The sequence below is a fragment of the Primorskyibacter sp. S87 genome, assembly GCF_049801055.1.
In the GTDB taxonomy this organism is placed as follows: Bacteria; Pseudomonadota; Alphaproteobacteria; order Rhodobacterales; family Rhodobacteraceae; genus JBNAGF01.
The window spans coordinates 1-12843 of sequence record NZ_JBNAGF010000013.1 but is presented as its reverse complement, the minus strand read 5'-3'; the positions used below and the strand labels follow the sequence as shown (position 1 = coordinate 12843).

The 12843-nt window shown below is 63.8% G+C and carries 12 protein-coding genes; 10 read left to right on the top strand and 2 right to left on the bottom strand.

Annotation, left to right across the window (positions count from 1 at the left end; genetic code table 11):
• The 10 genes from ACP15U_RS18325 to ACP15U_RS18280 all read left to right on the top strand — a co-directional run bounded on the left by ACP15U_RS18325 (position 1) and on the right by ACP15U_RS18280 (position 8600).
• Positions 1–1134, top strand: coding sequence for a lytic transglycosylase domain-containing protein (locus ACP15U_RS18325; protein WP_407682148.1), 1134 nt, complete (start codon positions 1–3; stop codon positions 1132–1134).
• Positions 1134–1961: a type IV secretion system protein gene (locus ACP15U_RS18320; protein ID WP_229861760.1), complete on the top strand. Its 828-nt coding sequence runs from the start codon at positions 1134–1136 to the stop codon at positions 1959–1961. Before ACP15U_RS18325 ends, ACP15U_RS18320 begins: the two co-directional genes overlap by 1 nt.
• Positions 1962–1971: 10 nt before the next feature.
• Positions 1972–2628 carry a virB8 family protein gene (locus ACP15U_RS18315; protein WP_121066915.1) on the top strand — a complete coding sequence of 219 codons (657 nt, stop codon included), beginning with the start codon at positions 1972–1974 and terminating at the stop codon, positions 2626–2628.
• Positions 2629–2751: 123 nt separating this feature from the next.
• Entirely contained in the window at positions 2752–3420 is a 669-nt protein-coding gene (locus ACP15U_RS18310) for a TrbG/VirB9 family P-type conjugative transfer protein (RefSeq protein ID WP_035366665.1), read from the top strand.
• Positions 3417–4799: a TrbI/VirB10 family protein gene (locus tag ACP15U_RS18305; protein ID WP_028093946.1), complete on the top strand. Its 1383-nt coding sequence runs from the start codon at positions 3417–3419 to the stop codon at positions 4797–4799. The genes ACP15U_RS18310 and ACP15U_RS18305 overlap by 4 nt, the downstream gene beginning before the upstream one ends.
• Before the next feature lies 1 nt (position 4800).
• Positions 4801–5799, top strand: a complete 999-nt coding sequence (locus ACP15U_RS18300) for an ATPase, T2SS/T4P/T4SS family (protein ID WP_028093947.1) — start codon at positions 4801–4803, stop codon at positions 5797–5799.
• A complete protein-coding gene (locus ACP15U_RS18295; protein WP_425046600.1) occupies positions 5786–5980 on the top strand; it encodes a hypothetical protein in 195 nt (64 codons plus the stop codon). The genes ACP15U_RS18300 and ACP15U_RS18295 overlap by 14 nt, the downstream gene beginning before the upstream one ends.
• A complete protein-coding gene (locus ACP15U_RS18290; RefSeq protein WP_028093949.1) occupies positions 5977–6375 on the top strand; it encodes a hypothetical protein in 399 nt (132 codons plus the stop codon). The genes ACP15U_RS18295 and ACP15U_RS18290 overlap by 4 nt, the downstream gene beginning before the upstream one ends.
• Before the next feature lie 6 nt (positions 6376–6381).
• The gene (locus ACP15U_RS18285; RefSeq protein WP_028093950.1) at positions 6382–7461 is read left to right on the top strand and encodes a type IV secretion system protein; all 1080 of its coding nucleotides are present in this window, start codon (positions 6382–6384) and stop codon (positions 7459–7461) included.
• Between the two features lie 575 nt (positions 7462–8036).
• Positions 8037–8600 (top strand): hypothetical protein, encoded by a 564-nt coding sequence (locus ACP15U_RS18280; RefSeq protein ID WP_048534205.1) that lies wholly within the window; start codon positions 8037–8039, stop codon positions 8598–8600.
• A 70-nt stretch (positions 8601–8670) separates the two neighbouring features.
• On the opposite strand, the gene ACP15U_RS18275 is transcribed toward ACP15U_RS18280, so the two are convergent.
• Together ACP15U_RS18275 and ACP15U_RS18270 are read right to left on the bottom strand one after the other, a co-directional pair.
• The gene (locus tag ACP15U_RS18275; protein WP_204115152.1) at positions 8671–10686 is read right to left on the bottom strand and encodes a type IV secretory system conjugative DNA transfer family protein; all 2016 of its coding nucleotides are present in this window, start codon (positions 10684–10686) and stop codon (positions 8671–8673) included.
• Positions 10687–10694: 8 nt separating this feature from the next.
• The coding region (locus ACP15U_RS18270; protein ID WP_425046599.1) for a relaxase/mobilization nuclease domain-containing protein at positions 10695–12843 on the bottom strand (2149 nt) is incomplete at its 5' end.

The following is a 12843-nucleotide window of genomic DNA, read 5'->3' as shown; positions in this document are numbered from 1 at the left end:
ATCCTCCTTGCGGCTCTCCTGCCGGCAGCCGCGCTCGGCCAGGGCGTTCCCACCAACGATTCCGGGCTGACGGCCCGCGATATCGTCGAGACGGGCGACCGGGACGCTGACCTCGCCGTCCAGCGTGAGAAACTCACCGTCGAAGAGTTGCTGACCGAGATCGAACGGGAACAGCTCGCCACGCTGCGCGCCATCCTCGACGCGCAGACGAGCTTCGGCGGCCAGGGGCTGCCGGGTATGGTCGCAGACTTCGAGGGCGGCGGCGGCGATCCGGACCGATCCGCAGCGGCGGTCTACGGCTCCGGCGATGTCGATCCCAACCCCGGCGGCGCGGGTATGTTCGGGGATGCGGCAGAAAACATCGAGCAGCTGATCATCCGGGTCGCCCAGGAGACCCACGGGCGGCCCGGGGTCGGGCGGGCCGGTCTTTCCGTCGTGCAATGGCGCGCCCTCCTGCAGGCGCTCATCTGGCAGGAGAGCCGCTTCTCCATCGGCGCACGCTCGCCCGTGGGCGCTTTCGGCCTCACCCAAATCATGCCGGGCACCGCAAGCGATCTCGGGATCAACCCGGAATATTATGACAGCCCCTACCTGCAGGTCGAGGGCGGCGCGCGCTACCTCGCGGCCCAGCTCACCACCTTCGACGGCAACGTCGTCAACGCGCTCGCGGCCTATAACGCCGGGCCTGGCCGTGTGTTCGAATATGGCGGTGTACCGCCCTTCAAGGAGACCCAGCACTACATCAGGGTCATCCCCGAACGCTACAATCTCTACCTCGCGCGGATCGGCGGCATCGAAGCGCTCGGCACGATCGACCCCGCGCTTCTCACCAACGCCAATCTCTCGTTCAGCGGGTTCGGCGCCGCCTTCTACGGCAGCAATTCCCCCGCCGCCATCCGGCAGGCCGCCCTGCGCGTCCAGGACATCGTCACCATGATCGGCGCGACCCAGGACATCCAGGAGAGCATGGCGCTCAACACCTATGCCCGCGCCGAACTGGTCCGGCTGATGGCCGCGCGCATTCGCCTGAAAGCCGCACGGACCCAACCGCTCAGTGCGGCCCAATTGGCCCAGGCCGCGGCCCGCATGGTCGAGAACGAATTCATGGAGTTCACATTGGAGGATCTGGATTGATGGCCCGCAGAATGTTCATTTCAGCACCATTTCGCGCGTTGACCCTGGCCAGCGTCTTGGCGCTTTGCTCGCCTTTCGTGACCAGTGCCCCCGCCCTGGCCCAGGGCGTGCCGGTCGTGGACACCCAGAACATCGCCCAAAACATCCAGCAGCTCCGGCAGATGATCGAGGACGAGATCCTGCAAAACGAGCAACTCGTGCAGCTCCGCGAACAGCTTGCCACGCTCACGGAGCAGCTCGCCGAGCTACAACGAACGTATGAGGCGTTAACGCGTCTCGCAGAGTTGCCCGAGATCATCCGGACACAGATGGAAGACGAACTAAACGGTCTCCTGGACCAGGAGTTCGGCGACATCATCGCCACGATTCAAGCCATCAAGACGGGGGATTTTTCCGGGCTCACCGGATCCGGCGCCGTCGAGATCGAAACCCAGATGGACCGGGTGCTGGCCGATCTCGGCTTCGACGAGGACACGCTCTCGGAAATGGCCCGCAGCGGCAATCCCGGGGCCGTGCGCGTGGCGACACAGGCCACGACCGGCGCGCTGGTCTCGGCCGCGGCCCAGAACAGCTATGAGGATGCCGGGCAGTCGCTCGAACGTGTCGACCGGCTCGTCGGGCTCATCGACGACATGGATGAGCTCAAGGAGAGCGTCGATCTCAACACGCGGGTGACGGCAGAGCTCGCCATCGCGCTCGTCGCCATGTGGCAGCTCGAAGCGATCCAGACCGTAGGAGATGGCACCGGCGGCGTGATCGATGCCGCCACCATCGCCGAAGAACAACGCTTCATGGAGTTCACGCTTCCGGAACTGAGCGCGGATTGAGGACTGATTGTTGGACGAAGAAACCGCCATCATCGAGGAGGAACTGGTCTACGGCGCACTGAGACGGGAACGGCTCTGGCAGCGCCTGGGACTCATCGGCCTCGGCTTTGGCATCCTGGGCTGCCTCAGCGCGGCCGCCGTGGCCATCCTCGATGTCGATCCGCCCCCAGTTGTTGTGCCTTACGATCCCGCCACCGGCTTCGCCCTCCCCGAAGCCACCGTCGGGGCCACCACCGTCACCGAGAACCGCGCCATTATCGAGGCGGAGGTCTTCCGCTACGTGACGGACCGCGAGGTCTACAACCAGCTCGACAATGACGTGCGCATCCGCAGCGTGTTGCGCCGTTCGGACCGTGCAGCAGGGGCCTCACTGCGCCAGATCTGGAACTCGGCCAATGCAGAGTATCCGCCGTCAGTCTACGGGCCAAATGCACGGCTCGATGTCGAGATTCTCAGCATCAACCTGATCGGCAACAACCGGGCCACGGTGCGGCTTCGCAAGCGCCTGACCTCGATCCAGGGGGTCCAAGCGGGCCTCTTCACCGCGACGCTCCTCTTCGAGTTCCGCCCCGAAGAGAGCCGCTCCATCGACCAGGTCTGGACCAACCCGTTTGGCTTCACGGTCGTCGAATACGCGATCCGCTCGGACAGATTGGAGAACCAGTAAGTGCGCTTCCGGAACAAGAAATCAGGGAACGCCTTGCCAGCGTCCCAAAAGCGCGAGAGGCGCCAGGCTTTTTGCAATGCGAAACACGCCGGACACGCCAAGGCGTTCCTCGCGACCTTTTTGATGGTCTCACTGTTTGCGTCCTACGCGTCAGCCGAGGCGATCCCGCGCGGGGGACCCAACGACCACCGCGTCCGGGTCGCATCCTACCAGGAAGGCCAGGTCTACAGGCTGAACGTTTCCCTGACCCATGTCACGACCATCGAGTTCGGGACAGGCGAGAGCATCCGCTCAATCATCGCCGGCGACACGGAAGGCTTCGAGATCGACGGTGTGCCCGGCGGGCGGGCCTTTGCTATTAAACCCGTTGCCCGCGGCGTCCATACCAACGTGACCGTCTACACCAACAGACGGAGCTATTATTTTAATGTGAACGAGGTCTCGAGCCCGACCTTCTATGTCGTGCAGTTTCGCTACCCCGAGGACAATCGCCGCCCTTCCAACGCCATCGCGCGCGCCGCACCGAACACCAATTACGCGGCCAGCGCACGGACGGAGTTCACGCCGACCCGGGTCTGGGACGACGGCACCTTCACCTATTTCGCCTTCCCGCGGAACGCACCCGTCCCGGCGATCTTCCGGTACACGAACGGGCGCGAGCGCACGGTGAACACAGGCCCGGTCGAAGACGGTGTGATCCGTGTCTCGGGCGTGGGGCGCCAATGGGTGCTGCGTCTGGGCGAGGACGTGGTCTGTATCGAGGCGACGCCGCCCGCGGAGGCCGCCTCATGAGTGACAACAACCCGGATCTCGAACAGCGCCTCGCTGCGCTTGAACGGGGCAACCCGCGCCTCGGACCCGCTCCGAAACGCCGCTCGCCGCTCCTCGCCCTCCTCCTCGCAGGGCTCATCCTTGCGGGCGGCTTGGTCCTCTTGCTATTCTCGGGCCCTGGGGAAGAGGTCGCCCTGCCGACGGCCACCCCGGACGAGTTCCAAACCGAGGGTGACGGGTTCGGAGAGATCGAACTCTTCGTGCCACCACCCGCCCCGGAACCCGAGATCGTTCTCGTCGAACCAGAACCCAACGCCGAACTTCTGGCGCAGATCGCCGCGCTCCAGGCCCAGATCGAAGAACTGCGCGATGCGCCGGACTCCGACGCCGGGGCGGACAGCGCGGCCGCCGAGGCGATCGATGCGCTGACCGCACGGATCGCCGACCTACAGGACGCCTCCGAGAATGCTCAGGAACAATTCCAGGCCGAACTCGCCGCACGAGATCGAGAGCTGCAACAGCTGCGTATGGACCTGGACCTCGCGCGGTTGGAGGCCAACAAGCCGACGCCCGCCCCGCTCGGACCCACCGACGAAGAGTTGCGCGCCCGCGAAGAAGAGAGGCTGCGGCGCGAGGAAGAGGCGCGACGGCTGGCCGAACTGCAACGCCGGGCCGAGGAGGAGCGTGCCTTCCAGGAACGGCGGATTTCCTCCCCCGTCATCGCCTTCGGCGGAACGGGCGGCGCCAATGCGGGCGAGACAGAACTTACCGAGCGCACCTTCGGCGAGGTGACAGACTTCGTGCTGAACGGCGCGTTGCCGAGCGCCATCACACAAGCCGAAGTCATCGCAAATCCCTCGAACACCGTCATCCAGGGCACGATGATCCAGGCCGTGATGGAGACCGCACTCGACAGCTCGCTCCCTGGGCAGACCCGTGCCATCATCTCAGAAGACGTCTTCAGCTATGACGGCTCACGGCTCCTGATCCCGCGCGGCTCGCGCCTCATCGGACGCTTTCGTTCCGGCATCGAGATCGCGCAGCGCCGGGTCACCATCGCCTGGGACCGGATCATCCTGCCCAACAACCAGACCGTTCAGATCAGTTCCTTCGGCGGCGACGAACTCGGGCGCTCGGGCGTCACCGGTTTCGTGGACACGCGCTTCGACGAGCGTTTCGGCTCTGCCGCACTGATTTCGATTATCTCCGCCGCCCCGAGTGTGGCCGCCGCCCAGGTCGAGGATGAGACCACCGCGGACGTACTTGAAGATGTGGGCGACGACCTGGCCAACGCCACCGACAGTGTGATCGGTGAATATCTCTCCATCGGTCCCGTCATCTACGTCGACCAGGGCGCACGCGTCACCGTCATGGTCGACCGGGATCTGGAGATTTTCTGAGATGACGCTCTCCTACCTCCAGACCTCGCTCGATAAGCTGAAGGACGCCGCCCGCGATGACGTGATCGAGATATGCATCAACCCGGATGGCTCTTGCTGGGGTGAGTTCCAGGGGGATCACTTCATGCGGGCACTGGATCAGCGTCTGACGGTCACGGAGGTGCGCGATCTCGGCAACCAGATCGCCTCCTCAGCCAACACGACTATGAGCAAGGACAAGCCCATCGTCTCGGTCTCGATCACCTATCGGGGCCGCCCCATCCGTGCCCAAGTCGTAACCCCGCCCGCGGTGCTCTCGGGCATGTCGATCTCGCTCCGGTTCTTCTCGAGCCTACCGCTGGACCATATCGAGCTTCGTTTCCTCTATGGCGAAGAGCGCAAGCTCGAGGAACTGCGCCAGGAGAAAAACCGCGCGCTGCGCGAGGTCGTTGCCGCCGGTGACATCTACGCGGCCATCCGCTTCTGCGTCGAGAACAAGCTCAACATGATCGTCTCCGGCGGCACCTCGACCGGTAAGACAGTCGCGGCTCGAAAAATCCTCTCCTACGTTCCCGATGAGGAACGGATCGTCACCATCGAGGAAGCCGCAGAGCTTCTCCCCGCTCAGCCGAACGCGGTGACCCTGATCGCCAACCGCGATGCGGAGTTCCAATCCGCCGACGTGCTTCTAACCGCGACGCTGCGCATGAGGCCCGACCGGATCATCCTCGGAGAGGTGCGCGGCAAGGAGGCCATGACCTTCCTCGAGGCGATCAATACCGGCCATGGCGGTTCGATGACAACCCTCCATGCCGAAACCCCGCAGCTCGCCGTCCAGCGTCTCGCCATCGCCGCGCTCAAGACCGAGATCCCGATGACCTACCAGGACATGGTCCAATACATCGAAAGCTCGATCGACGTGATCATCCAGGCGGGCCGCGAGGACGGCCAACGCGGCATCACCGAATTCTATCTCCCCGGAACCGATCTCAGCGGAGGCATGACCCATGAAGCGGTTTGAACACCAGATCATCACCTATCCGATGGACAAGAAAACCAGCCTGATCGCGATGCAGGACGATCTGAACGCACGTGGGAAAGAAGGCTGGGAAGTCGTATCGGTCAGCTCGTCAGAGTTCGCGCATCTTGGCCACACCGCGTTTCTGAAGCGCGAGATTGCCGAAGGAGCTGGCGCGAAATGAGAAACGCCTTGCTTTGCATCTCGATCACCGTTGTGGGGTTTCCGGCTGCCGCCGAACGCGACTTCGTCCCCTCTCTCGACAGCACGTCGGATGTCTGCATCGATCGGCCCGCTGAGCCTGAGTGGATGCAGAACATCACCGTGCGAGAGGCTTACAGACGTGTCCTGGTGCAAGACATTTACCGTGCTCAGAACCTTGAACGTATCGTCGAAACCGGATCCTGCACCTGCGACACACGCTTCCCGTCCTGGGAAGCGGCGGAAACGGAGTTTCGGGAGCGTTTCAACACAGCCGAACGATGGGAAATGCTGGAGGCCTCGGACACTTACAACCGGCGCGCCAACGCGTTGAGACCTGACGCGATGGCAATCTGCGAAGCCGAGGGCAACTGGTAGCAGATTATGAGCGTCGTCACCTACTTCGTCGAGACCTCCCAGGGCTACCTGGATTCTGCCGCAGAGACGCAGTTCGGCGCGGTGGCGGCGACAGTCGGCACGATGCTGGTTCTCGGAACGACGCTTGTGGTCATTCTGGTCTGCGTCAACATGATCTACCAGTACCGCTCCATGGATGGACGCACTGCGTTCTGGCTCGCGGTGAAAGTCGGCCTCATAGGGGTCTTCGCGACAAATTGGGTGCAGTTTAACGCCTTCTCCTCCGCTGTCCTAAACGGCATCGACAGCATCGCCGGATCGCTTGTCGCCTCGGTCGGCGGCGGCACGCCCGGACCGTCGGGGACCTTCGCCGAGGAATTCGACCGGCTGATCGCCGAACTGGGTGAATACCTGAATGCGGCCGGTTCTGAACTGAACTGGATGGCCGGGGCGTTGCTTGACGTTCTTGGCGTACTCCTGCTCTCGATCCTGGGCGGGCTCGCCGCATTCATTCTCGTGGCATCCCGGCTGATGATCGCACTCCTGATAGGCATCGCGCCGGTGATGATCTTCCTCACCCTCTTCGAGGTGACCAAGGACTATTTCGCGCGCTGGCTCTCGGCGCTGATCTCCTTCGCGCTCTATCCGATCGTCGTTGCAGGCGTTTTCGCGACAATCACCGGCGTCAGTTCGGCATTGATCGGCGAGCTCGGCGACCCTGAGGGCGCGTCCAACATCGGGGCCCTCATCCCATTTTTCATGATGGTGCTCATGGCCAAGGGGTTCATCATCGCGACGCCGTTCATTGTCCGCGCGATCTCGGGGAACATCATGATGCCAGCACTATCAGCAGGCCTTGGCGGTACATACGGGTTCGGTCGGGCGCTTGGCGGCAGTCAGCAGGCTTATAATCGGTATCTCATTGGAGGAGCGACTGGCGCTGAATATGCTGCGCTGCGTGCGCGGCAGTTCTTCGGGGTGCAGACAATGCCGCAGAGGCCGGGTGTTAGCCAAACCGTTCCGACGAACCCTGACACTGGTTCGGGCAGCTCAGGCGCGCGAATGCTGGCACAGTTGGCCCGCCTAAGCAGGCTGGGCCGAAGGTAGCATTGACCGTCAAAGGCTTCACCAGCGGGAACATGTTCTTTGCGAGCCTATACCTTTGCCTTCAGCAGAGCTCGCGGCAAACTGCCTGAACGGATTTACCTTGGCACCATCATGCCATGTCCGGGTGAAGTGGAACGGCATCGGCGCCGGTGTTGCTGTCTGGGACGTCTATCCTGTATCCCCTTCTTACATCAAAGCATTCGACGGCAAGCTTCCTTTGGGAAATTGCCGGTAGCGGGCAGTAAATTGCCGCGATGTTCTCGTTGAATTTTTAACTTGTCACTTGACAATTTAAGAGAGTGGAGTATCTAAGGTGCCAAGGAAGAAGCACACATCAAAGGAAATCGAGGCCGTCATCCAGGAGCTCGAAGAGCTGGGATGGGACCTTATTGAGGGCAAGGGGCACGCGTGGGGGATCCTCCGATGCCCGGCCAACGATAAGGATTGCCGCTGTTGCGAGTTTTGTCAGATGTCTGTCTGGTCGACCCCGAAGAATCCACAGCAGTTCGCGAAAAGGATCCGACAGAAGGCTCTGGCCTGCGTGAAGCTTCAGAAGAACGACGAAGGTAATGCCGATGGCTGAAGAATTCGAATTCGAACTGGTCTTTGCGCTCCCCGACGGAGAGCACGATGCGTTTGCGCTCTCTGACGCGGTCTTCGAGGCGGGTTTTGAAGATGCGCTCGTGGGCACCGGTCACGCCGGTCTCCTAGGTGTAGAACTGGAACTTGAAGGGGATGAGGCCGAGAGCGCGATCCTTGAAGCGGCGCGGGCGCTGATCAAGGCGTTGCCGCAGGGCACTGTCCTGCGCGAGGTCCGTCCCGACCTGGTGTCTCTCGCGGATGTCGCCGAGAAGCTCGAGGTGAAGCGACAGGCGCTCCAGCAGCGCAAGATGCCCCTCCCCGTTGCCGGTGGCCTCTACCGCATCGATGAAATGATCGAGGTTCTGATGGAGGCCTCAAAGCCGGCGAAGGGGCAGCGTCGTCCGCGCTTTAACCTGGCTTCCGCCGCGAAGTGGTTTCGTGCGGGCCCCGCGGCCCGCAGGGTGAACGCCCAGTTGACGATGCGTGAGATCGACCCTGCGACGATTGAGCGAGCCCCTCGACCAGAGCGCGACGATCCTGGTTTTCTTCACCCGTGACAATGGTCGATTCCGGGGCGCGGGCACAAGGCGCCATCGCGGCATGCTTTCGTGTCGCCCGCATGGCGGCTTAGCCAAGCCCGAATTTCTCGCCCGCCTCGCTGACTTTTGCTTCCGAACCGGACATCTCCGCCTCCAGCCGCTCCAGATCACTCACGGCGTCCTGCACCCGGACTACGTCGTCTTCTGTCGCAGCCTCCACCTCGAGATCTGCCTGCCGCCCGAACTCCATCTCGAACTGCCGCTGATCGTCCGCGAGGACTGCGGCACGACCGCACCGAAGCGCTTGAGCCGGGCCGGGCTCAATGGGTGCATTTCCTTCGGTTTTCGTAAGTCCCATCCTGGCCTCGAAATCGCGTTCCGTGAGACCAGACCCACGCGGAGCTGAAGGCATCGCCCGGACACTCAGGGGCAATTCCCCCATCGGAGGGACCGGCCCCTTCGGAAACGGCAGATCCCCCTCCTGCGCCGAGTGGATACCCTTGAAGAACGGATCCTCGTAGTAAACGACCCGCTTCGCCCGGACCGGCATCTGCGCGTCCACGACCACCACGATCTCATCAAGCGGCAGACGTCGCGCCTCGTCTTCCGGCAGGAGCGCGACTTCTTCCGTCCGCTCAGACTGGCTGCGACCCTCGAACGGGTTCTTCCCGACCGCGCGGGAACGGGTGACCACGGTCTTGGTGGTCTTGCCCACGGCCTTGCTCAACTCCTCGACGGTCTTTTCGTCCGAGGGCGTGAGGTAGAGCTTGATGCCTGCATTGCCCTGCAGCGCCCGCCGCGTGTTCTCGCCGTAGATCTCGTCGATGGCCGGGATGGTCTGGGTGACCACCGCGAGATGCCCGCGATAGGCGCGCAGCACTTCGATGCTCTCGGCCACGATCGGCATCTTTCCGAGCCGGTTGAACTCGTCGAGCATGATCATGACCGGCCAGGGCTCGTCGGCGCCCGGTTCCTTGTCCTGCAGGGCGGAGAGAAGATCAGAGAAGAACAGTCGGATCAACGGCGCCAGCGGTTTCACCATGAGGGGCTGCACGACGAGATAGACGCTGAAGGGTGTCTTGCGGATCGTCCGGAAGTCAAAATCCGATACCGCCGTCGCATCGTCGATCGCCGGGTTCTGCCACTGATCGAGGCCCGAGGTCATCAGGAGCGAGACATAGGAGGTCAGCGTGTCGTTGTTGGTCGAGGCCAGCCGCGTGAATATCAGCCGCGCCGCGGCGTTCTGGACCTCATGGGCGCGCGCGAGATACTCCTTCTGCTTCTGCCCGCCCGAGGCGGCGATGCGGTAGATCTCCCCGAGCGTCGGCCTGCGGCGTTGGAACGCGAGTAGCCCGGCCGCGACGAAGAGATCGATCCCGCCCTTCAGGAGGCCCTGCACGCGGTCGTTGTCGTTCTGAAGGAAGAGCGTGGCCAGGAGCTGCAGCTCCATCTGCTGGCGGGCCGGGTCTTTGAACTCGTAGATGCGCAGGAGCGGATTGTAGCGATGGGTGCGCCGGTCCTCCCAATCCGTGGGCGCGAACCGGAACACCTCGTCGCCCTGTGCCGCCCGGTGGCGGGCCGAGGCCTCGAAGCATTCGCCCTTCACGTCCAGCACGACCGCCGATCCCTGCCAGGTCAGCAGGTTCGGGATGACGAAGCCGGTGGTCTTGCCGCGCCCGGTCGGTGCCACGATGAGCGCGTGTGGGAAGGTCCGGGAGCAGAGAAAGGGCGCGCGGGAACCGGGCTTGCCCAACTTGCCGATCACGAAACCTGTGCCGGGCGCGCCGAAGAAGCCGTTCCGCTTCATCTCGCGGCGGGTCTGCCAATGGGTGTAGCCGAAGCGGGTGAGGGCCGAGCCCGACATCGCCAGGCTCATCATGAGGCCCGCCAGCCCGGCCCCGCCCATGATCAGGTTGATCAGGCGAAAATCATCGGGGCGGGCGGCACCGATCGCCCGGTAGTTCTGCGCGATGTAGAAGAAATCGATCTCGGCCTGGAAACCCAGGTCCCGGAACGTCACGACAGCCGAGGCGATGACGTAGCCGATCGCGATGGCGACGAGTGTGACCAGCACCACGCCGAGGGCGAGGCGGCCTTTCCCCATCCCTCCCATCAGTGGGTCTCCCCGCGCTCGGTCTCACCATCGACAAGATCGGCGCGGTGGATTTCGAACTCGCGGTCGGCGATCTCCTCGACCACGGCGCGGGTCGCCTCGCTGTTGGCGGTGGCCGGATCCGTCTGCAGGTAGGTCTTGGCGGCGTAGAGCCGGTCGAGACGGTCTTCGATCTGGGTCTTCAGCACGTCGACATCACCGTCCCGCAGCCGGTCGATCTGCGCCGCGTCCAGCTCGCGCTCGACCGCGGCGCGATAGGCCAGTCGCTGACCGTCATCCTGGAACGGCCCATGCAGATTGCCGGCCCGTTCATGGTCGACGACCCGCCGGATGTCCGGATCGGCAATCGGCGCGCCCTCGACAGCGTCCCCCTCGCGCACGTCCGAAAGCCGCCCGTCGCGCAGGTCGAGCGCCACCTCCTGCAATTCGTTTTCGCGGCGAACCTGGTCGATGGCCTCGGTGTCACGCAGTTCGGTGACGGCCGCATAGGTCGCGCCAAGCCCGCGGGCAAGATGCGACGGCATGTCGGGATAGCGCGCGCGGAACGCGTCCGTGACGGCCTCCGCAACGGGGGTCCGCGCGTCGCGACCCTCCATGATCCGGTCGACTTCGCGGGTGATCTCGCGGGCCCGATCCTCGTCGGTGATGTGCTCCCGGTAGGGTACGGACCGGTCGATCACGTCACCGGGGCGCGCGAGGAGTTCCGGATGCGCATCGAGGTACCTGCGTTGCTCTTCTTCGATACGCCGCTCCGCGCGGGAGACGATCTCCGACTCCCGCGCCTCGATCTGGTCTTCGGTCAGACCTTCCGAACGCATGTCCTGGCGGATGGCGCGCTCCATGTCCTCAGTGGCGTCCCGATGATAATGGACCCTCTCCGTCACGGTGCGATCTTCCACGACACCGTCCTCACGCAAGACCCCTGCCCGCTCCAGCGCGACGCCGAGCTGGACATGGGCCCGGTTGAGGGTCTCGCGCGCCGTCTCCAGATCCGCGCGGCGCTCGAGGTTGAGACCGTCCCTCTCGGCCACCCGCGCCAGATCGTCAGCGATCCATTGCCGCTCGAGCGCCGCGTTCTGCGCGCCCGTCTCCATCCGCGCGACCACCACGGACGAACTGATCCCGGTTCCGCGCAGCGCGGTGTCGACATGCGCCCGCACCTCGGGGTCGCGCAACCGGTCGAGCCGGGCCGCATCGATATTGGTCTCGGAATAGATCCCGCCGTCGGACGGCTTCTCGGTCAGTGTCACGGAGCGCAGCCCCAAGGGCTGCATATGCGCGAGCCGCGACTGGATCTCGTTGAGGCTGCGCTCGAGCCTCGGCCGTTCGGCCTCCGGCTTCGCATCAATCATGCCCTGCACGCGCGCGACCTGATCGGCATAGCGGGTCCTCAGGTCGTCGAACGATTGCTCCTCAGCCATGTAGACCCCTCCTTCCGATGTGAGTTTGCCGCCCTTCGCCAGCAGTTCTCCGGACCGGAACAGGGCATCGGCGATATCTTCGCGGTTGTCCGCGGAGGCCTCGGCTGCGAGCGAGTGATAGATGATCCGTGTATTGGCGATCTCTTCGAGAGCGCGATCCAAGTCTGCCCCGACCCGTGGCCGTGGTTCCGCGGCCCGCCCCTCAACCTTGGCCGCATAGACCTCGCGGGTGCGCGGCGGGTAGTGCACGACACCTCGGTCGAGCCGCCGCGTGGCCTCCAGACGCACGCCGAATTTCTCGGCCTCCTCGACCATGGCGAGGCGGAAGTCGTCATAGTTGAACCTGTGATCGCGACCCAGGAAGAAGAACTCGCCCTCCTGGGACCGGCGGTTCAATACTATATGCGCGTGGGGATGATCGCGATCCTCATGCACTGCGATGATGTAGTCGAAATGCCCCTCGTCGGACTGAAAGAACCGCTCCGCGACATTGGCGGTGATGTCGCGCACGTCCTCGCCCCGGGTGCCGATCGGGTAGGACATGAGCATATGCGTCGTCTGCCCGAGCTTGGGCTTGAACCCCGCGCTCCAGCGCTTGGCGAACCGCTCCGTCAGGTCCTTGATCTCGGATGCCTCGAGCTTCGTCTTCCCGTCCAGGAAGCCGCTGCTGTCCACGAGATGCGAGGACTTCGTCGTCAGGTAATCGAGCTGGTTCATCAGCTGCGAT